General features: G+C 66.9%; 19 protein-coding genes. 10 read left to right on the top strand and 9 right to left on the bottom strand.

Annotated elements, in window-relative coordinates:
- Nucleotides 1–7: 7 nt before the first annotated feature.
- Together ACJ7Z0_RS25755 and ACJ7Z0_RS25760 are read right to left on the bottom strand one after the other, a co-directional pair.
- Complete coding sequence (locus tag ACJ7Z0_RS25755; protein WP_434792104.1) at nt 8–1,321, bottom strand: NAD(P)/FAD-dependent oxidoreductase; 1,314 nt, start codon at nt 1,319–1,321, stop codon at nt 8–10.
- Nucleotides 1,322–2,758, bottom strand: coding sequence for a homospermidine synthase (locus ACJ7Z0_RS25760; RefSeq protein ID WP_434792105.1), 1,437 nt, complete (start codon nt 2,756–2,758; stop codon nt 1,322–1,324). It lies immediately after the preceding gene.
- A gap of 203 nt (nt 2,759–2,961) precedes the next feature.
- On the opposite strand from ACJ7Z0_RS25760, the gene ACJ7Z0_RS25765 reads away from it, so the two are divergent.
- A complete protein-coding gene (locus ACJ7Z0_RS25765) occupies nt 2,962–4,617 on the top strand; it encodes a phospholipase D family protein (protein WP_434792727.1) in 1,656 nt (551 codons plus the stop codon).
- A 13-nt stretch (nt 4,618–4,630) separates the two neighbouring features.
- Here the strand turns inward: ACJ7Z0_RS25765 and ACJ7Z0_RS25770 are convergent, their stop codons facing one another.
- From ACJ7Z0_RS25770 to ACJ7Z0_RS25785, 4 genes are all read right to left on the bottom strand, one after another.
- Nucleotides 4,631–5,134 (bottom strand): murein hydrolase activator EnvC family protein, encoded by a 504-nt coding sequence (locus ACJ7Z0_RS25770; RefSeq protein WP_434792106.1) that lies wholly within the window; start codon nt 5,132–5,134, stop codon nt 4,631–4,633.
- A 130-nt stretch (nt 5,135–5,264) separates the two neighbouring features.
- The gene (locus tag ACJ7Z0_RS25775) at nt 5,265–5,783 is read right to left on the bottom strand and encodes a CreA family protein (RefSeq protein ID WP_434792107.1); all 519 of its coding nucleotides are present in this window, start codon (nt 5,781–5,783) and stop codon (nt 5,265–5,267) included.
- Between the two features lie 5 nt (nt 5,784–5,788).
- Nucleotides 5,789–6,340 (bottom strand): NUDIX hydrolase, encoded by a 552-nt coding sequence (locus ACJ7Z0_RS25780; protein ID WP_055804497.1) that lies wholly within the window; start codon nt 6,338–6,340, stop codon nt 5,789–5,791.
- A gap of 13 nt (nt 6,341–6,353) precedes the next feature.
- Nucleotides 6,354–7,055, bottom strand: coding sequence for a fumarylacetoacetate hydrolase family protein (locus ACJ7Z0_RS25785; RefSeq protein WP_434792108.1), 702 nt, complete (start codon nt 7,053–7,055; stop codon nt 6,354–6,356).
- An 89-nt stretch (nt 7,056–7,144) separates the two neighbouring features.
- On the opposite strand from ACJ7Z0_RS25785, the gene maiA reads away from it, so the two are divergent.
- On the top strand, nt 7,145–7,783 hold the full coding sequence (maiA, locus tag ACJ7Z0_RS25790; protein WP_434792109.1) for a maleylacetoacetate isomerase: 639 nt from the start codon (nt 7,145–7,147) through the stop codon (nt 7,781–7,783).
- Nucleotides 7,784–7,805: 22 nt separating this feature from the next.
- Nucleotides 7,806–8,591, top strand: a complete 786-nt coding sequence (pgeF, locus tag ACJ7Z0_RS25795; RefSeq protein WP_434792728.1) for a peptidoglycan editing factor PgeF — start codon at nt 7,806–7,808, stop codon at nt 8,589–8,591.
- On the opposite strand, the gene ACJ7Z0_RS25800 is transcribed toward pgeF, so the two are convergent.
- Nucleotides 8,523–8,858, bottom strand: a complete 336-nt coding sequence (locus ACJ7Z0_RS25800; protein ID WP_434792729.1) for a hypothetical protein — start codon at nt 8,856–8,858, stop codon at nt 8,523–8,525. The genes pgeF and ACJ7Z0_RS25800 overlap by 69 nt on opposite strands.
- 114 nt (nt 8,859–8,972) lie before the next feature.
- On the opposite strand from ACJ7Z0_RS25800, the gene phaC reads away from it, so the two are divergent.
- Together phaC and ACJ7Z0_RS25810 are read left to right on the top strand one after the other, a co-directional pair.
- Entirely contained in the window at nt 8,973–10,727 is a 1,755-nt protein-coding gene (phaC, locus tag ACJ7Z0_RS25805; RefSeq protein WP_434792110.1) for a class I poly(R)-hydroxyalkanoic acid synthase, read from the top strand.
- Nucleotides 10,728–10,782: 55 nt separating this feature from the next.
- On the top strand, nt 10,783–11,961 hold the full coding sequence (locus tag ACJ7Z0_RS25810; RefSeq protein WP_431122556.1) for an acetyl-CoA C-acetyltransferase: 1,179 nt from the start codon (nt 10,783–10,785) through the stop codon (nt 11,959–11,961).
- Between the two features lie 200 nt (nt 11,962–12,161).
- Here ACJ7Z0_RS25810 and ACJ7Z0_RS25815 read toward each other — a convergent pair whose 3' ends face one another.
- Nucleotides 12,162–13,073 carry a LysR family transcriptional regulator gene (locus ACJ7Z0_RS25815; protein ID WP_055804482.1) on the bottom strand — a complete coding sequence of 304 codons (912 nt, stop codon included), beginning with the start codon at nt 13,071–13,073 and terminating at the stop codon, nt 12,162–12,164.
- A gap of 107 nt (nt 13,074–13,180) precedes the next feature.
- On the opposite strand from ACJ7Z0_RS25815, the gene ACJ7Z0_RS25820 reads away from it, so the two are divergent.
- The 5 genes from ACJ7Z0_RS25820 (at nt 13,181) to ACJ7Z0_RS25840 (ending at nt 18,194) form a co-directional block, all read left to right on the top strand.
- Nucleotides 13,181–14,164, top strand: coding sequence for a tripartite tricarboxylate transporter substrate binding protein (locus ACJ7Z0_RS25820; protein ID WP_434792111.1), 984 nt, complete (start codon nt 13,181–13,183; stop codon nt 14,162–14,164).
- 7 nt (nt 14,165–14,171) lie between these two features.
- The gene (locus ACJ7Z0_RS25825; protein ID WP_434792112.1) at nt 14,172–15,080 is read left to right on the top strand and encodes an HTD2 family dehydratase; all 909 of its coding nucleotides are present in this window, start codon (nt 14,172–14,174) and stop codon (nt 15,078–15,080) included.
- 20 nt (nt 15,081–15,100) lie between these two features.
- On the top strand, nt 15,101–16,282 hold the full coding sequence (locus ACJ7Z0_RS25830; RefSeq protein ID WP_434792113.1) for a CaiB/BaiF CoA transferase family protein: 1,182 nt from the start codon (nt 15,101–15,103) through the stop codon (nt 16,280–16,282).
- Complete coding sequence (locus ACJ7Z0_RS25835; RefSeq protein WP_434792114.1) at nt 16,279–17,136, top strand: HpcH/HpaI aldolase/citrate lyase family protein; 858 nt, start codon at nt 16,279–16,281, stop codon at nt 17,134–17,136. Before ACJ7Z0_RS25830 ends, ACJ7Z0_RS25835 begins: the two co-directional genes overlap by 4 nt.
- An 86-nt stretch (nt 17,137–17,222) precedes the next feature.
- Nucleotides 17,223–18,194: a tripartite tricarboxylate transporter substrate-binding protein gene (locus tag ACJ7Z0_RS25840; protein WP_431132260.1), complete on the top strand. Its 972-nt coding sequence runs from the start codon at nt 17,223–17,225 to the stop codon at nt 18,192–18,194.
- Here ACJ7Z0_RS25840 and ACJ7Z0_RS25845 read toward each other — a convergent pair.
- Entirely contained in the window at nt 18,191–18,709 is a 519-nt protein-coding gene (locus ACJ7Z0_RS25845) for a CinA family protein (protein ID WP_434792115.1), read from the bottom strand. The genes ACJ7Z0_RS25840 and ACJ7Z0_RS25845 overlap by 4 nt on opposite strands.
- Nucleotides 18,710–18,897 lie beyond the last annotated feature (188 nt).

Raw genomic sequence — 18,897 nt, forward strand, 5'->3', positions numbered from 1 at the left:
AGGCGCGCTACAGAAGATCCCGCAGGCGGTAATACATCATCCCCAGCACGAGCGCGGGGGTGCGCAGCATGGTGCCGCCGGGAAAGGCGTGGTGCCCGATGCGGGCGAAGAGATCGAAGCGTTCCGCCTGTCCCGCAATGGCTTCGGCCGCCAGCTTGCCCGCCATGCCGGTGAGCGCCAGGCCATGGCCGGAGAAGCCCTGCAGGTAGTAGATGTTGCTTCCGATGCGCCCGAAATCCGGCGCCTGGTTCATGGTGATGTCGACGAAGCCGCCCCATGCGTGGTCGATGCCCAGGTCCGACAGTTGGGGAAACACCGCGAGCATGCTCCTGCGGATTTTTTCGATGAGGTTGCGCGGCGTCCTCGCGCTGTAGCTGTCGCCCGAGCCGAACAGCAGGCGATGGTCAGCGCTCAGGCGGAAATAGTCGAGGACGAAGTTCGTGTCCGATGCCGCCGGCCTGCCTCGCATGAGCGAATCCGCGCGCGCCTTGTCCATCGGTTCGGTGGCGATCATGTAGGTGCCCACGGGCATGATGCGCGACGACACCTCGGGCGCCACGTCGTCCCCGTATTCGGCGAGGTAGACATTGCCCGCCAGCACGACGTAGCTGCACCGCACCTCGCCCTGAGCGGTCTTGACGACGGGGTGGGGCCCGCGCTCGATCATTTGCGCCGCCGAGTTCTCGTGCAACTGAGCACCCGCGGCGCGCGCGGCGCTCGCAAGGCCCAGCGAATATTTCAACGGATGCAGATGGCCCGAACGCGCATCGAAGGTGCCGGCGTCGAAGCGCTCGCTGGCCACGCACTCCGCAACGTCTTTGGGGCCCAGCCATTGGAGCGGATAGCCGTGCACGCGGTGCACGTGGTCCATCCATTCGCGAAGCGCACGCGACTTGGAGGGCTTGACCGAAAGGTTGAGATAGCCGGGCTGCCAGTCGCAGTCGATCGCGTAGCTCGCAATCCGGTCCTGCATGAGATCCAGCCCTTCGACCGAGATGTTCCAGGCGCGGCGCACGTCCTCGGGCGGAAACTGGTTTTCAATCGCTTCTTCGCCGTCCGAGCCGAAGCCGACGATCACCTGTCCGCCGTTGCGGCCCGAAGCGCCCCAGCCCACGCGCTGGGCTTCGAGCAGCACCACGGCAAAGCCGCGCGAGGCAAGTTCGAGCGCTGCCGAGAGCCCTGCGAGCCCGCCGCCCACCACGCAGACGTCGGCGGTGGCAATGCCTTCGAGCGGGCGCGTGGCCTCGAACCGCGCCGCCCGCTGCACGCTGGCTTCGTAGTATGAATTCTCGACGACGCCGAGTTCCTTGCGCAGCAGCAATCACGTCACCCGGAAGTTGAGGAACTGCCACGGATCTTCCCTGTCCATTTCCTCCTTGAAGAGCGGACAGCGGTCCTTCAGCGGCGTCCAGTCGCCATACACGCCCACCACTTCGCCGAGATAGGGCATGGCGGCCTCCAGCACCACGCGGTGGTCGAGGTCGTCCGGCTCCACCAGGCCCGCATCAGGGTTCTGCAGCGCCCACAGCATTCCGCCCAAAATGCCGGCCACCACCTGCAGGCTGGTGGCGCTGTTGGCGGGCGCGAGTTCGCGCGCCTGTTCGATGGTGAGCCGGGAGCCATACCAGTAGACGCCCTTGGGGTTGCCCATCAGCAGCACGCCGAGTTCGTCCATGCCTTGGGCGATTTCGTCGCGGACGATTCTCTGGCGGTGCTGCAGCTGCCAGTTCTTTCCCGCCAATTCGTGCAGCGAGAGCACGGCGTCGTCGCAGGGGTGATAGGCGTAGTGCACCGTGGGCCGGTAAACCACCTCGCCGTCCTTGCGCAGCGTCAGGTGGTCGGCAATGGAGATCGACTCGGCATGCGTGACCAGGAAGCCGTGGTACGGGCCTTCGAGCGGCGTCCAGCTGCGAACCCGCGTGCCGATGCCCGGGCGCTCGAGGTAGATGGCCGCATCGCTGCCGAAGCCGTGCCGCGCCGCGTCGGCCGGCCAGTGCCGCTCGTGCGTGCCCCATCCCAGTTCGGCGGGTTGAAGCCCTTCGTCAACGAAGCCACGTATCGACCAGGTGTTGACGAATTCGTTTCTCTGCTTGCGCTGGCTGGCAACCTGCGAGTCGCGTTCGGCAATGTGAATCACCTTGATCTCGAGCCGCTGCGCGAGCGCGGCCCAGCCTTCGTAGCTGGTGGGCATCGATTCGATTTCGGCGTGCGTGTCGGCCGCGATGTTCAGCAGCGCCTGCTTGACAAGGGCCGAAACCACGCCGGGATTGGCGCCTTGCGTGATGACCGCCGTGGGCCCGCTGCGCTTGTCGAGGCGCCAGGCCAGCAGCTCCTCGCGCAGGCTGTAGTTCGAACGGCGCGAAGGGGGAAGGCCGGGGTTGTCGTAGCGGCCATCCCAGGGTTCGTTGCAGGTGTCGAGGTAGAAGACACCGCGTTCGCGGCAGAGCTTGATGAGCGCGAGGCTGGAGACATCGACCGACAGGTTGACAAGGAAGTCGCCCTTGTCGAGCAACGGCTCGAGCACGGCGGCCAAATTGCCTTCTTCGAGCCGGGTGGGAATGACTTCGACCCCCAGCTTTTTTGCCAGCCCGCTGCGGTCTTCGCCGGCCTTCACGATCTTGATGTCCGAGGCCTTGAGATCGAAATGACGCAGCAGCACGGGCAGCAGCGCCTGGCCGATGGAGCCGAAGCCGATCATCGTCAGCTTGCCGCCAAGGCGCGCCAGCAATTCGTTGTTGTTCTTCTTCTTCGTCGTCATCCGCATACCTCGCTGAGTGGCACCGGCCGGGCATCCGAAATGCCGGTGCCTGCTTCGGTTCAGCCCCAATGTGGCGCCGCCGCAATGGCGGGTGCGTCAGCTTGGCTTTGCCAATGGTGTAGGAAGACTCCATGCGCGCAGCTTGCCGCGGCTTCATGGTAGAAACCGGCCACCCTGCGCGCGTCGCGCACCGCATCGACCCGATGTCAGAACACCTCAACCCGCGAATTTCAGAGACGGCCGGCAGCGCCGGTTTGCGCCGCTCCTGGGCGCAGTGGCCGCTGTGGCTGCTGCTTGGCCTTGCCTTGCTGGTCATGGGCGGCTGCGCAGGCCTGCCGTCGGGGGTGGAACGCAAACCGTCGGTGGCCATCACGGACGGCGCCGACACGGAGCTTGGCCGAATGGTCGCCGCGGCATCGCCGCCGGGGCAGGGGCTGAGCGGCTTCCGGCTGCTGCCGATGCCGCAGTATTCGCTGCATGCGCGCATCGAGCTCGCGCGCCGGGCCCAGCGCTCCATCGACGTGCAGTACTACCTGGTGCAGAACGACGAAACCGGTCGCTACCTGCTGCGTGCGCTGCGCGATGCGGCGGAGCGCGGCGTGCGCGTGCGGCTCCTGGTGGACGACCTCTACACCGCCGGCGCCGACCCGTTGTTCGCGGGATTCGCGGCGCACCCGAACGTCGAGGTGCGAATGTTCAATCCGTTCCCGGCCGGGCGCGACCGGCTGGGAACGCGATGGGCGTCGTCGCTGCTCGACTTCGACCGCGTGCACCGCCGCATGCACAACAAGCTGTTCGTGGTGGACAACACCATGGCGGTGATGGGCGGGCGCAACATCGCCAACGAATACTTTCTGCGCGATGGCGGCTCCAACTTCATCGACATCGACACGCTGGTGGCCGGCACCGTCGTGCCGCGGCTCTCGTCGCTGTTCGACATGTACTGGAACAGCCCCTATGTGTATCCCGTCGAGTCGCTGGTCTCGACCGGCGGCGCCACGCCGCAGCAGCTGCGCGAGCGCTTCGAGCAGCTGACCGGAACGCCGGACACGCTGCACCCCGAGCCCATTGTTTCCACCGACCTGCTGGGAAACAATGCGCTCGCCAAGGACCTGGACGAGGGCGTGCTGTCCCTCGTCTGGGCGCGCGCCGAAGCGTATGCCGACGCGCCCGCCAAGGCACTGGGGCCCACGGACGAGGCCCGCGGGCTGCCGGCCGACGAATCGACCGACAGCGTGCTCTACAACGTGCGGCGCTACCTGCGCGGCGCGCAGCAGAACATCCTGCAGACCACGCCCTATCTGATTCCGGGCCGCGGCGGCATGGAGACGATGCGCCTCGTGCGGCAGCGGGGCGTGAGCTACACCATCGTCACCAATTCGCTGGCGGCCACGGACGAATCGCTGGTGCACATCGGCTACCGCCGCTACCGGCCCGAGATGCTGGGCCTGGGCGTGGAACTCTACGAGCTGAGCCCCAAGCGCGTCGAAGAAACCAGGCGCTTCGGCATCTACGGCTCGGCCAGCGGCCGGCTGCACGGAAAGTCGGCCGTGGTCGACAGCAACATCGTCTTCATCGGCTCGATGAACTTCGACCCGCGCTCGATGCTGCACAACACCGAGATCGCCATCTTCATCTTCAGCCCGCAGATTGCGCAGCAGCTCACCAGCCTGATCGGTTTCATCCGCCTGGACGGCGCCTACCAACTGCAGCTGGGGCCGCGCGGCGGCATCGAATGGGTGAGCCCCGCGTCGGGCGACGCGGCCGACACCATCCTGCACGTGGAGCCGGAAACGGATTTCTGGTCGCGCTGGAAACTGGAGCTGCTCGCCCCGCTGGTGCCGGAGAGCCTGCTTTGAGGCGCGTTCTCTGCTACTGCTGCAGGCGCCCGCTCAGATAGGGCTCGGGATCGACGGCGGTGCCGTTCTTGCGGATCTCGAAGTGCACCTTCACGCGGTCGGCGTCGCTCTTGCCCATTTCGGCGATCTTCTGGCCCTGCCGGACCACCGCGTTCTCCTTCACGAGGATGGTTTGCGCGTGGGCGTAGGCGGTGAGGAAGGTCTCGTTGTGCTTGATGATGACCATGTTGCCGTAGCTGCGCAGCTCGCCGCCCACGTACACCACTCGGCCGTCGGCCGAGGCCACGATGGGATCGCCGGCATTGCCGGCAATGTCGAGCCCCTTGTTGCGCACGCCGTCGAACCGGGCAATGGTGGTGCCGCTGGCGGGCCGGATGAACATGGCCTGCGGCTGCTGGACCGGCGGCGGTATGTGCAGGCCCGGCCGCCCGGGCGGCTGCGGCGTGGTGCAGGCTGCGAGGCCGGCCGCCACGAGAACCGCGGCGCCGGTACGAAAAGCTAGATCTAGAAGGTGCATGGCTCTGTTGGAACGATTTCGTTGCGGAGGGTTCCTTCGGGTCGGCGCGCCGGGCGAGCCACCGCGGGGCATGCTAGCAAACTCTCGAAAGCTGCCCGAGGGGGCCGGACCGCCGGGCCCGGACGTGAAACTACTTGAGCGGGATCGGGGTGCCGCGGTCGATGGGTACCGCCGTGACGCTGTTCTTGGGCGAGCCGTCGATCAGCAGGTCGGAATAGGTGAGGTAGACCAGCGTGTTGCGCTTGGGGTCGACCATGCGCACCACCCGCAGCCGCTTGAAGAGAATCGACAGCCGCTCGGTGTAGACCTCCTCGCGCTTGGGCAGGGGCTGCGTGACGCTGACCGGGCCGACCTGGCGGCAGGCAATGGAGGCCTCCGATTTGTCTTCGGCCACGCCGAAGGCGCCGGCCAGTCCGCCCGTCTTGGCACGCGAGACGTAGCAGGTCACGCCGTTGACCTTGGGGTCGTCATAGGCCTCGACCACGATCTTGTGGTCGGGGCCGATGAGCTTGAACGCGGTGTCGACGTCGCCCACGACTTCAGCGTGCGCCACTGCAGCCAGGCCCGCGCCGAGGGCAAGGCTGCAGGCGAGGGCGCCGCGACGCAGCAAGATGGTCGAGGTGGCGGTGGTGAGGGGTGCCTGGGTCATGCGTTTCAAACGATGCTGAGTTCATGCACGCGGTCGAAGCTGCCGCGCCGCCGGTCTTCGAAGAAGTGCTCCAACGCCTCGCGCACGGTGCGAAAGGCAATTTCTTCCCACGGAATTTCTTCCTCCGTGAAAAGCCGGGCCTCGATGGTCTCGTGGCCGGGGTCGAAGCGGTCGTCCAGCAGGCGGGCGCGATAGAACAGATGCACCTGGCCTACGCGCACCACGCTGATCACCGCGAACAGGCCCTGCATCTCGTAGTGGGCACCGGCCTCTTCGTCGGTCTCGCGGGCCGCGCCCTGGGCCGCGGTTTCGCCGAGCTCCATGAACCCCGCGGGCAGTGTCCACTTGCCCCAGCGCGGCTCGATGTTGCGCTTGCACAGCAGCACCTTGTCGCCGAGAACGGGGATGGTGCCCACCACGTTCAGCGGGTTTTCGTAGTGGATGGTGCTGCAGGCCGGGCAGACCGCGCGCTCCTTGGTGTCGCCGTCGTCGGGAACGCGGTAGACCACTGCGGTGCCGCAGTTCTTGCAGTGCTTGATGGGTACGCGGAGGATCATGAAGAGAGGGGGCTCAGACGACCTTGACGGTCAGCTTGGGCAGTCCGGCCACTTCGCCCACCAGCGTATCGCCCGCCACCACCGCGGCCACGCCTTCGGGCGTGCCGGTGAAGATCAGGTCGCCGGGCTGCAGCTCCCAGGCGGCCGACAGATGCTCGATGGTCTCGGCCACGTTCCAGATCAGCTTGGCGACCGTGCTGCGCTGGCGGTCGGTGCCGTTCACCTGCAGCGAGATCTCGGCTTTTTCGGCGTCGCCGGCCGCGGCCACGGGCACGATCGGACCGATGGGCGCGCTCTGCTCGAAGCTCTTGCCGATGTCCCAGGGGCGGCCCTGCTTCTTCATGTCGTTCTGCAGGTCGCGGCGCGTCATGTCCAGGCCCACGGCGTAGCCGAAGATGTGCTTGTGCGCATCGGCGGCCAGGATGTTCCGGCCGCCGGTGCCGATGGCCACCACGAGCTCGATCTCGTGGTGCAGGTTCTTGGTCAGGGTGGGGTAGGCAATGGTGCCGGTCTGTCCCGCATCGACCACCACCGCGGCGTCCGCCGGCTTCATGAAGAAGAAGGGCGGTTCACGGCCGGTGAAGCCCATTTCCTTGGCGTGATCTTCGTAGTTGCGGCCCACGCAGTAGATGCGGTGCACCGGAAAGCGGGCCGGCTGGCCGACCACCGGAACCGAAACGGTGGCGGGCGGGGCAAAAACAAACTCGGAAGCCATTGCGACGGTCCCTTTCAGCGAAACTGGAAAAAACGGCAGTGTGCCAGAGGCAGGCGGGGGCTGCCGGTGAGCGCTATGCTCTCCGGATCATGAAGCTGCACAACTACTTCCGCTCCTCTTCATCGTTCCGGGTGCGCATTGCGCTGAACCTCAAGGGCCTGGAGTTCGACTACGTGCCGGTGCACATTGCCCGTGGCGACCATCGCACCGGGCCTTACTCGGCCATTTCGCCCGACATGCTGGTGCCGCTGCTCGAAGACGAGGGCGAGCGCTTTTCGCAATCGATGGCCATCATCGAATACCTCGACGAGACCAACCCCGAGCCGCCGCTGCTGCCGAGCGACCCGGTCGGCCGTGCGCATGTGCGCGCGCTGGCCCAGTCGATCGCCTGCGAGATCCATCCGCTGAACAACCTGCGGGTGCTCAAGTACCTGGTGAAAGAACTCAAGCTCGACGACGCCGCCAAGAATGCCTGGTATCGCCACTGGGTGCGCGACGGCATGCTGGCCTTCGAGCGCCAGCTGGCGCTGCATCCCGGCGGCATCTTCTGCTACGGCAATACGCCCACGCTGGCTGACTGCTGCCTGGTACCGCAGATCTTCAACGGCAAGCGCTTCGACTGCGACTTCAGCGGCCTGCCGCGCACCATGGCGGCCTACGAGGCCTGCATGGAACTGGACGCCTTCCAGCGCGCCCAGCCCTCGCAGGCGCCCGACGCGGAAGCCTGAACGAGTGACGGGGCCCGCCATGATGGACGCGCACTGGCTCGTGCCCGACTGGCCGGCGCCACCGAACGTGCGGGCCGTGTGCACCACGCGGCAGGGCGGTGTTTCGCAGGGCCGCTATGAAAGCCTCAACCTGGGCGACCACGTGGGCGACCTGGCCGACCATGTCGCCGAGAACCGCCGCCTTCTCGAACAAGCCATCGGCGCGCACCCGGTCTTCCTGCAGCAGGTGCACGGCATCGGTGTCGCGGCGCTCGATGAGGCCGAATCGGCGGGCGTCGTGCGCGACGGCACGGCGGCCGATGCCTGCACCGCCACCGCCGTCGGGTCGGCCTGCACGATCATGGTCGCCGACTGCCTGCCCGTGCTCTTCACCGATGGATCGGGCGAACGGGTGGCAGCCGCACACGCCGGCTGGCGCGGCCTTGCCGGCGGTGTGCTCGAAGCCACTGCCCGGTGCTTCACGCCCGAGCCTGAAACCGGTCCACCGCACGGCGCTAGCAAAGTCATAGCTTGGCTCGGCCCCTGCATCGGGCCCAAGGCTTTCGAAGTCGGGCCAGAGGTCAAGGCGGCGTTCGAGGCTCATGGGCCCGAGGCCGCAAGCTGCTTTCAACCTGCCACGGCCGCCGGCAAATGGCTCGCCGACCTGCCAGCGCTCGCGCGTCAGCGCTTGCGCGCGGCCGGCGTGGAGGACGTGTACGGCAATGACGGCAGCGACGGCTGGTGCACCGTCGCCAACCCGTCACGGTTCTTTTCGCACCGGCGGGACGGCGTCAGCGGGCGCTTCGCTGCCCTGGTCTGGAAGGTTTGAATCATTTTTGGCTGCCGCTGCATCCGCGGCCGCGGCCGCGGCGGCGGCCTGGCGTGCCGCTTCCTGCGCCTCGGCCTCGCGCTGCCTCATGGCGCGGCGCCGGCCCGGCGTTCCCATCAGGTAAACCACCAACGCCACCGGCGCCAATCCGTACAAAAGAAATGTGAAGATGGCGCCCAGCACGGTGCCCGTGGTGTTGGTGGCTTCGGCCACGGCCATCATCACGGCGACGTAGAGCCAGCCGATCACGATCAGGTGGATGAACACAACAAGTTTCAGTCGGTAAGTGAGTGGGCGGCGTTGTGAGCGCCTCGTGAAATGCAGCATACTCAAAACACGAGCAGCCATCCGTACAGACTCAGGCGAGGACCAGGAGACATGATGAAGCAACAAGCGACGGGGGCCGATGCGTTCGCGCCCTTCCAGCAGGCACTTTCAGAGGGATGGAACAAGGCGCTGGAATCGTTCCAGCAATCCGCCGCACAGGGGGCTTCGGCCTTCAATGTCACCGGCGGCACGCCCCTGTGGCAGATTCCGTCGTCGGCCAGGATGCCCGAGCTGCCCAAGATCTCCATCGACCCCGAAAAGCTCCAATCCATCCAGCAGCAGTACGTGGCCGAGGCCGCCGAACTCTGGCGCCAGGGCCCCGCCGCCAAGCCCGAAGGCGACAGGCGCTTTGCGTCCGAAGCCTGGGGCAGCAATCCGCTCGCGGCTTTTTCGGCGGCCGTTTACCTGCTCAACGGCCGCACGCTGCTGAACATGGCCGAGGCCATCGACGGCGACGAAAAGACCAAGGCGCGCCTGCGCTTTGCGATCGAACAATGGATGGCCGCCTCGTCGCCGAGCAACTCGCTCGCCTTCAATGCCGAGGCGCAGAAAAAAGCCATCGAGACGCAGGGCGAGAGCATCGCCAAGGGCATCCAGAACCTGCTGCACGACGTGAAGCAAGGCCACCTCAGCATGACCGACGAGAGCGCCTTCGAAGTAGGGCGCAACGTGGCGACCACCGAAGGCGCGGTGGTGTTCGAGAACGAGCTGTTCCAGCTGCTCGAATACAAGCCGCTCACGGCCAAGGTGTACGAGCGGCCCTTCCTGCTGGTGCCGCCCTGCATCAACAAGTTCTACATCCTCGACCTGCAGCCCGAGAATTCGCTGATCCGCTATGCCAACGAGCAAGGCCACCGCGTGTTCGTGGTGAGCTGGCGCAACCCTGACGAATCGCTGGCCAACGCCACCTGGGACGACTACATCGAGAACGCCGTCATCAAGGCGATCCACACGGTGCAGGAGATCAGCGCAAGCAAGCAGGTCAATGCGCTCGGGTTCTGCGTGGGCGGCACCATCCTCAGCACCGCGCTGGCCGTGCTCGCGGCGCGCGGCGAAAAGCCGGCGGCGTCGGTCACGCTGCTCACCACGTTCCTCGACTTCAGCGACACCGGCATTCTCGACATCTTCGTGGACGAGGCCATGGTGGCGTACCGCGAAATGCAACTGGGCAAGGGCGGCCTGCTGCCGGGCATGGACCTGGCCTCGACCTTCAGCTTCTTGCGCCCGAACGATCTGGTGTGGAACTACGTGGTGGGCAACTACCTGAAGGGCGAGACGCCGCCTCCCTTCGACCTGCTCTACTGGAACAGCGACGCCACCAACCTGCCGGGCCCGTTCTACACCTGGTACCTGCGCAACACGTACCACGAGAACAAGCTGGCGAAGCCGAACGCGCTCACCGTCTGCGGCGAGAAGATCGACCTCGGCAAGATCGACATCCCGGCCTACATCTACGGCTCGCGCGAAGACCACATCGTGCCCATCGGCGGCGCCTATGCCTCCACGCAACTGCTGCCGGGCAAGAAGCGCTTCGTCATGGGCGCCTCGGGCCACATCGCCGGGGTGATCAATCCGCCCGCCAAGAAAAAGCGCAGCCACTGGATCCGCGACGACGGCAAGTTTCCGAAGACGCAGGCCGAATGGTTGACCGGCGCAGAGGAGCATCCCGGCAGCTGGTGGACCGACTGGGCACAATGGCTCAAGGGCCATGCGGGCAAGCAGATCCCCGCGCCCAAGGCATACGGCGACGGAAAAAAATACAAGGCCATCGAGCCGGCCCCGGGCCGCTACGTCAAGGCCAGGGCCTGACTGGCCGGCACACGCACTCGTTCACTCACTTCAAATCACTTCAACGGAGAACCTCATGGAAGACATCGTCATCGTTTCGGCTGCACGCACGGCGGTCGGCAAGTTCGGCGGCTCGCTCGCCGGCATTGCGGCCACGGAGCTGGGCGCCCTCGTGATCAAGGAAGTGATTGCGCGTGCCAATCTCACGGCCGACCAGGTCGGCGAAGCGATCATGGGGCAGGTGCTGGCCGCCGGCGCGGGCCAGAACCCCGCGCGCCAGGCATGGCTCAAGGGCGGTGGCGCCAAGGAAACCCCGGCGCTCACCATCAACGCCGTCTGCGGCTCGGGTTTGAAGGCCGTGATGCTCGCGGCGCAGTCCGTGGCCACGGGCGACAGCGAAATCGTGATTGCCGGCGGACAAGAGAACATGAGCATGGCGCCGCACGTGCTGCCCAACTCGCGCAACGGCCAGCGTATGGGCGACTGGAAGCTGGTCGACACCATGATCGTGGACGGCCTGTGGGACGTCTACAACCAGTACCACATGGGCATCACGGCCGAGAACGTGGCCAAGAAGTTCGGCATCGACCGCAGCGCGCAGGACGAGCTCGCGCTCGGCAGCCAGACCAAGGCCGCGGCCGCGCAGGATGCCGGCAAGTTCAAGGACGAGATCGTCGGTGTGAGCATTCCGCAGAAGAAGGGCGATCCCATCGTCTTCGACAAGGACGAGTTCATCAACCGCAAGACCAACGCCGAAGGCCTGGCCGGCCTGCGTCCCGCCTTCGACAAGGCCGGTGGCGTGACCGCGGGCAATGCCTCGGGCCTGAACGACGGCGCTGCCGCCGTGATGGTGATGACCGCCAAGAAGGCCGCCTCGCTCGGCCTCAAGCCGCTGGGCCGTATCGCGAGCTATGCCACCGCCGGCCTCGACCCGGCCATCATGGGCATGGGCCCGGTGCCCGCGTCGACCAAGGCGCTGCAGCGCGCCGGCTGGAAGGCCGCCGACCTCGACCTGCTCGAGATCAACGAAGCCTTTGCCGCGCAGGCCTGCGCCGTGAACAAGGAAATGGGCTGGGACGTGAACAAGGTGAACGTGAACGGCGGCGCCATCGCCATCGGCCACCCCATCGGCGCGTCGGGCTGCCGCATCCTGGTGACGCTGCTGCATGAAATGCAGCGCCAGAACGCCAAGAAGGGCATTGCCTCGCTGTGCATCGGCGGCGGCATGGGCGTGGCGCTGACGATCGAGCGATAGGTCGTTCATCGGGCGGCGCACTTTGTGCACCGCCCAAATTTTGAGCAAACTGATTATTTCTTATATAAAACAACGACTTAAATCGCGTTTACAAGGAAGCACATCAGTTATCCCCAAAGTTGTCCACGGAAATTGGGGACGGCAAGCGCTTCTTCACGATTCGGTTGCAAGCCCTTGTTTTCAGTAGAACGGAGCGGCCATCAGGCGATGGCCGCCTGCTCGCCGGCATAGTGCCGGCATAGCGTCTCGACCAGCGCCTGCGCATAGATGGGCAGCGCCGCCCGGTCCCGCACCAGCAGATACCGCTCCCGTACGCACCACGCATCGCTGAGATCGATCAGCGCGAGCTGCATGCTCTCCTGGTTGCGCCGTGCCGCCGACTCCGGCACCACGCCAATGCCCACGCCGCTACCGATCATCCGGCACATGGCGTCGAAGCTGCCGAGCTGGATGCGCAGCTTCTGCCGCTTGCCCAGGTTGTCGGTGATCTGCGCGAGAAAGGCCTGCAAGGTGCTGCCCTGCTGCATGCCGATCGCGTCTTCGTCGAGCGTCTCGGCGAATGAAATCTTGCGGCGCTTCGCGAAGCGGTGCTTGCGCGAGGTGACAAGCACCAGCCGGTCGGTGCTGAAGTGGATGGCTTCCAGGCCCAGCGTGTCGACGCGGCCCGCCACGATGCCGATGTCGGCGCGGCCGTCGAGCACGCCGCGCGGGATCTGAGCATTCGGTTTTTCCTGAAGGTCGACGTTGATGCGCGGATTGCGCGCAAGGAAGCCGGGCAGGATTTCAGGCAAGAAATCGGTCACCGCCGTGGTGTTGGCAAATACGCGCAGATGGCCGCGGAGGCCTCCGCCGTATTCGAGCAGGTCGGCGCGCAGCTGTTCGGTCTGGTGCAGCACCAGCCGCGCATGATGCAAGAAGGCTTCTCCCGGCGGCAGCAGGCGAACGCCCCGGGCTTCCCGCTGCAGCAGCTGCAACCCGGCTTGGGTCTCGAGCGCCTTGATGCGCGCACTGGCCGCCGCGAGCGACAGATGCTGCCGCTCGGCCGCCCGCGTGAGGTTGCCGAGTTCGGCCGTGGCAACGAAAAGGCGCAGGTCGGTCAGGTCGAAAAGCATGGCGCCATCGTACCCAAGCCTTCGGGATTTCAGAAGGCTGGGTTCCGAAATCGCAGATTGCGCGAAGGCGGGGGGCCAACGACCATGCGGGCATGGAGACAACACACATGAACCTCAAATTCCGCGTCGGCGCGCTGCTTTCGCTGGCGGCCGCGCTTGTGCTTGCGATGAGCCCGGCGGGCGCAGAGCCTTATCCCTCCCGGCCCATCACGCTGGTCGTGCCGCAGGCCGCGGGCGGCACCAACGACATCGTCGGGCGTCTCGTGGGGCAGAAGCTCGGCGAGGTGATGAACAACGCCAGCGTGGTGGTCGACAACCGGCCCGGCGCGGGCGGCAACATCGGCACGCAACTGGTCGCCAGGGGCCCGAAGGACGGCTACACGCTGCTCATGACCATCAGCAGCAGCCAGGCGATCAATCCGGCGCTCTACAAGAACCCGGGCTTCGACCCGGTGAAAGACTTCAAGCCCGTGGGCCTGATCGGCGCGGTGCCCAACGTGCTGCTGGTCAACCCCTCGTTTCCGGCCAAGGACTTCAACGAGTTCCTGAAGCTCGCGCGGCAGAAGGGCGCCAACTACCAGTACGCCTCCGCCGGCAACGGCACGCTCAACCACCTGCTCGGTGAAATGCTCAACAGCATGGCCGGCATCTCTTTGCAGCACGTGCCGTACAAGGGCGTGGCGCCTGCGATCAACGACGTGCTCGGCGGGCAGTTGCCGATCGTGTTCGCGAGCCTGCCGTCGGCGCTCTCGCACATCAAGGCGGGCAAGCTGCGGGCGCTGGCCGTGAGCGGCGACAAGCGCTCGCCCGTGCTGCCCGACGTGCCCGCCATCGGCGAGGCGGTGCCGGGCTACAACGGCACGCTGTGGATCGGCCTGTTCGCGCCCGCGGGCGTGCCGGCCGATGTGCTGGCCACGCTGCAGGATGCAACGCGCAAGGCGCTGGCCGCCAAGGACCTGCGCGACAAGCTCGACCAGCAGGGCGTCGAAATCGCGGCGCCCACCACGCCCGATCAATTCTCGAAATTGCTGCAGGACGACCTTGCCAAGTGGGCACGCATCGTCAAGGCATCCGGCGCTGCGGTGGATTGAAAGAACCATGAACGATTCGATGCATGAAACTTCTTCCGCGCTGATCGACGGCGATGCGCTGGCCAGGCTCCAGGCGTGGCAGGGCCGCAGCGAAACGCTGGCCGACGAGGTCACTGCCGCGCCCGTGCGTGCTCTCTCCGCCACGCTGGATCGCGACGATGCGCTGCCTGTGGCCGGCACGCGCCTGCCGGAGCTTTGGCACTGGCTCTACTTCCTGCCGCACCATCGCCAGTCCGAAATCGGTGACGACGGGCATGCGAAGCGCGGCGGCTTCCTGCCGCCCGTGCCGCTGCCGCGCCGCATGTGGGCCGGCGGGCGGCTGGCATGGGAGCAAGGCAATCCGCTGCAAGTGGGCGACAAGGTGGAGCGCACCTCGACCATCGCCTCGGTCACCCACAAGGCGGGCCGCAGCGGCGAGCTGGTGTTCGTGCTGGTGCGCCATGAAGTGCGCAATGAACGCGGCCTTGCTCTCACCGAAGAGCACGACATCGTCTACCGCGCCGCGGCCGCACCCGGCGAGAAGACCCCGCCGCCCACGCCGGCACCGAAGGACGCCGCCTTCAGCCGCGAGATCGTGCCCGACGACGTGCTGCTGTTTCGCTACTCGGCGCTCACCTTCAATGGCCACCGCATCCACTACGACCGCCGCTACGTGACGCAGGTCGAGGGCTATCCAGGCCTGATCGTGCACGGGCCGCTCATCGCCACGCTGCTGGTCGACCTGCTGCGCCGGAACGCGCCGGGCGCGCAGCTCGCGCGCTTTGAATTCCGCGCCGTGCGGCCGACCTTCGACATCGCGCCGTTCCGCGTGCATGGCAAGCCGGCCGAAGGCAGCACGGACGGCAAGACTTTCAGCCTCTGGGGCGAAGACGCCGATGGCTGGCTCACGATGCAGGCCACGGCCGTGCTCGCATGAACAACAGGAAGAACAAGCCCATGACCAGACCTCTAGACGGCATCACGGTGGTTTCGCTCGAACATGCGATTGCGGCACCGTTCTGTACCCGCCAGCTGGCCGATCTTGGCGCCCGCGTCATCAAGGTGGAGCGACCCGGCGTCGGCGACTTTGCACGCGCCTACGACGCACGCGTGGGCGGCGAGGCCTCGCACTTCGTGTGGGTCAACCGCTCGAAGGAAAGCCTCACGCTCGACCTCAAGCAGCCCGCCGCGCTCGCGGTGCTGCAAGAACTGGTGGCCGAGGCCGACGTGCTGGTGCAGAACCTCGCACCCGGCGCGGCCGCCCGCATGGGCCTGGGCGCCGAAGCGCTGCAGGCGAAGCATCCCAGGCTCATCGTCTGCGACATCTCCGGCTACGGCGAAGACGGTCCGTACCGCGACAAGAAAGCCTACGACCTGCTGATCCAGAGCGAGGCGGGTTTCCTGTCGGTCACGGGCACGCCGGACGATCCGTGCAAGTCGGGCAATTCCATCGCCGACATTGCGGCGGGCATGTACGCCTACACCGGCATCCTCGCGGCGCTGCTCCAGCGCGGCAAGACCGGCAAGGGCTCGCACATCGACGTGTCGATGCTCGAGTCGCTCGCCGAATGGATGGGCTACCCGATGTACTACGCCTACGGGGGCGCGCCGCCGCCGCCGCGCAGCGCCGCCTCGCACGCCACCATCTACCCGTACGGGCCGTTTCCTGCGGGCGATGGCGGCACGGTGATGCTGGGCCTGCAGAACGAGCGCGAATGGCGCGTGTTCTGCGAGAAGGTGCTGCTGCAGCCGGGGCTCGCGACCGACGCGCGCTTCGACAGCAACGCGCGGCGCAACGAAAACCGCGATGCGCTGCGCGCGATCATCGTGGAAACTTTCAGCGCGCTCGGCACTGTGCAGGTGGTGGAGCGCCTCGATGCCGCGCAGATTGCCAATGCGCGCATGAACGACATGGCGGGCCTCTGGGCGCATCCGCAATTGCAGGCGCGCGAGCGCTGGCGGCAGGTGGGTTCGCCGGCAGGCGACATTCCGGCCCTGTTGCCGGCGGGGCGCCAGAGCGCCTTCGACTACCGCATGGACGCGATACCGGCTGTTGGGGAGCACACCGAATCCATCCTGCGCAGCCTGGGGCGCGGCGATGCCGAGATTGCCGCGCTGCGCGAGGCGGGGGCGGTGTGAGCACGGCTGTGAATCCGCCGCTGGCCCTGGCACGCACTTTTCTCTTCGTGCCCGCCGACCGGCCCGAGCGCCACGCGCGCGCGCTGGCCACCGGTGCGGGAGGCGTCATCGTCGATCTCGAAGATGCCGTGGCGCCCGATCGCAAGGTGGCGGCGCGCGAGCAGCTGAAATCTTCTTTCGCTGCATTGTCGGCCGCGGAAAGAGGGCGCCTGCTGGTGCGCATCAATGCCCATGGCACACCGTGGCACGACGGCGACCGCGCGCTGGTGGGTGAGCTTGCCGCCGAAGGCCTGATTGCCGGCGTGGTGCTGCCCAAGGCCGAACGCGCTGCGGACTTGCATCGGCTCGCCGCGGACATCGGCCCCAAGGGCCTGCTCGTGCCCTTGATCGAATCCGCCGCGGGCCTCGAAGCCGCCGCCGAACTCGCGGCCGCGCCGCAGGTGCTGCGGCTCGCGTTCGGCAACCTCGACTTCCAGGCCGACCTGGGCCTTGCCTGCGATGCGGACGAGGCCGAACTGGTGCCGGTGCGCCTGGCGTTGGTGCTGGCCTCGCGCCGTGCCGGCCTGGCCGCACCCATCGATGGCGTCACGCCCGATTGGCGCGATGCGCCGCGGCTCGCGGCCGACGCCGCGCGTGCACGCCGCGGCGGCTTCGGCGCCAAGCTCTGCATTCACCCCGACCAGGTGGCGCCGGTGCACGCCGCCCTCGGCCCGAGCGCCGATGAGTTGGCATGGGCGCGCCGCGTGATGGATGCGACCCGCACCGCCGGCGGCGGCGTGGCGAGCCTCGACGGGCGCATGGTCGACGCACCCGTGGTGCGCCTGGCCGAGCGGCTGCTCGCGCTCGATACGTAAACGGTGCCCTGACGAGCGCCGCAGATTTACATCAAGACAAAGGAGACAACGAAGTGAACGCAACAAGCAACTGGAAATCACGGGCAATGCATGCGGCTGCGCTGGGCGCCTGCCTGCTGGCGGTCCAATCGCCCGCGGCGGCGCAGGCCCCGTGGCCCGAGAAGCCCATCACCATGGTCGTGCCGTATTCGGCCGGGGGCCCCACCGACGTGGTCGCGCGCATGCTCGCGATTCCCATGGGCAAGTCGCTCGGGCAGACCGTGATCGTCGAGAACACCGTGGGCGCGGGCGGCACCATCGCACCCGGCCGCGTGGCCAAGGCGGCGCCCAACGGCTACACCATCCTCATCCATCACATGGGCATGGCCACCGCGCCCGCGCTCTACAAGAAGCTCAACTACGACCCGCTGAAAGACTTCGAATACGTCGGCCAGGTGATGGACGTGCCCATGACCTTGCTCTCGCGCAAGGACTTTCCGGCCAACAACTTCCAGGAGCTGCTGGCCTACGTGAAGACCCACAAGGACAAGGTGACACTCGCCAACGCCGGCATCGGTGCCGTGTCGCAACTGTGCGGCATGCTCTTCGCGCACCAGATCGGCGTGCAGCTCACCACCGTGCCCTACAAGGGCGCCGGTCCCGCGCTCAACGACCTGATGGGCGGGCAGGTCGATCTGCTGTGCGACCAGACCACACAGACCGCGCCGGTCATCAAGGACGGCAACCGGGTCAAGGTGTTCGGCGTGACCACGCCCAAGCGCCTGTCCAGCATGCCCAACGTTCCCACGCTCGACGAGCAGGGCCTGAAGGGTTTCGACGTGAAGGTGTGGCACGGCATCTACGCACCCAAGGGCACGCCGCCAGCCGTGATGGAAAAGCTCAACACGGCCCTGCGCGCCGCGCTGCAGGACGACATGGTGAAGCAACGCTTTGCCGAGCTGAGCACCGAGGCCGTGCCGATGGACAAGGTGACGCCCGAGGCGCTGCGCAAGCACCTGGCGGCCGAGACCGAGAAGTGGGGCAAGGTGATCCGGGCGGCGGGCGTGCAGGCGGATTAGCCTGCCGAGGATTGCGCCCGCAGCGTCTCGTCGAACAGCAAGAGCAATTGCCGCGCGAACACGTCCATGTTCGACACGCGGTCCGCGTCGCCGGTCTCGATGGTCCTGCTTGCGGTGGCCGCACCCGCGATGGCCACGCACACATGGCCCGGCGCGTCGCCGTAAGGGCTGCCGGACGGGCCGGCCGCGCCGCTCTCGGCGATTCCCCACGTGGCGCGGTGGCCGTCGCGGATCCTGCCCGCGATGAACCTGGCATAGGGTTCGGTCTCGGCGCGCATGCCGTCGGTCATGTCTTCGGGGGTCAGCCCCAGCAGCGCTTTGGCGGCGCGCCGCGAGTAGACGACCGCGCCGCCCAAAAAGAAAGCCGATGCGCCGGGAATGGCTAGCAGGGCGGCCGACACGAGGCCGCCGGCCGAAGATTCGGCCACGGCCACCGTCTGGCGCCGCTCGCGCAGCGTGGCGCCGACGCGGGCGGCGAGCACGGAGAGCGGCTCGAGGCCGGAAATGTCAGGCATTGAACCGCCGCATGTACGCCGGCGCCCGCTCGCGGCTCGCCGTGCTGGCGTAGACCGTGCCGGCGACCTCGGGGAAGATGATGATCCCGAAATTCATGCTTTCGAACTCCTTGGTAGAGGAAGAGCGCCTTCGCAACAACAGTGGCAGTGCCGCGGAGATTGCGCGCGCCCGGAACGGGAGTCACCGC

It is taken from the genome of Variovorax palleresanus, from assembly GCF_051144945.1.
Classification (GTDB): Bacteria; Pseudomonadota; Gammaproteobacteria; order Burkholderiales; family Burkholderiaceae_C; genus Variovorax; species Variovorax paradoxus_S.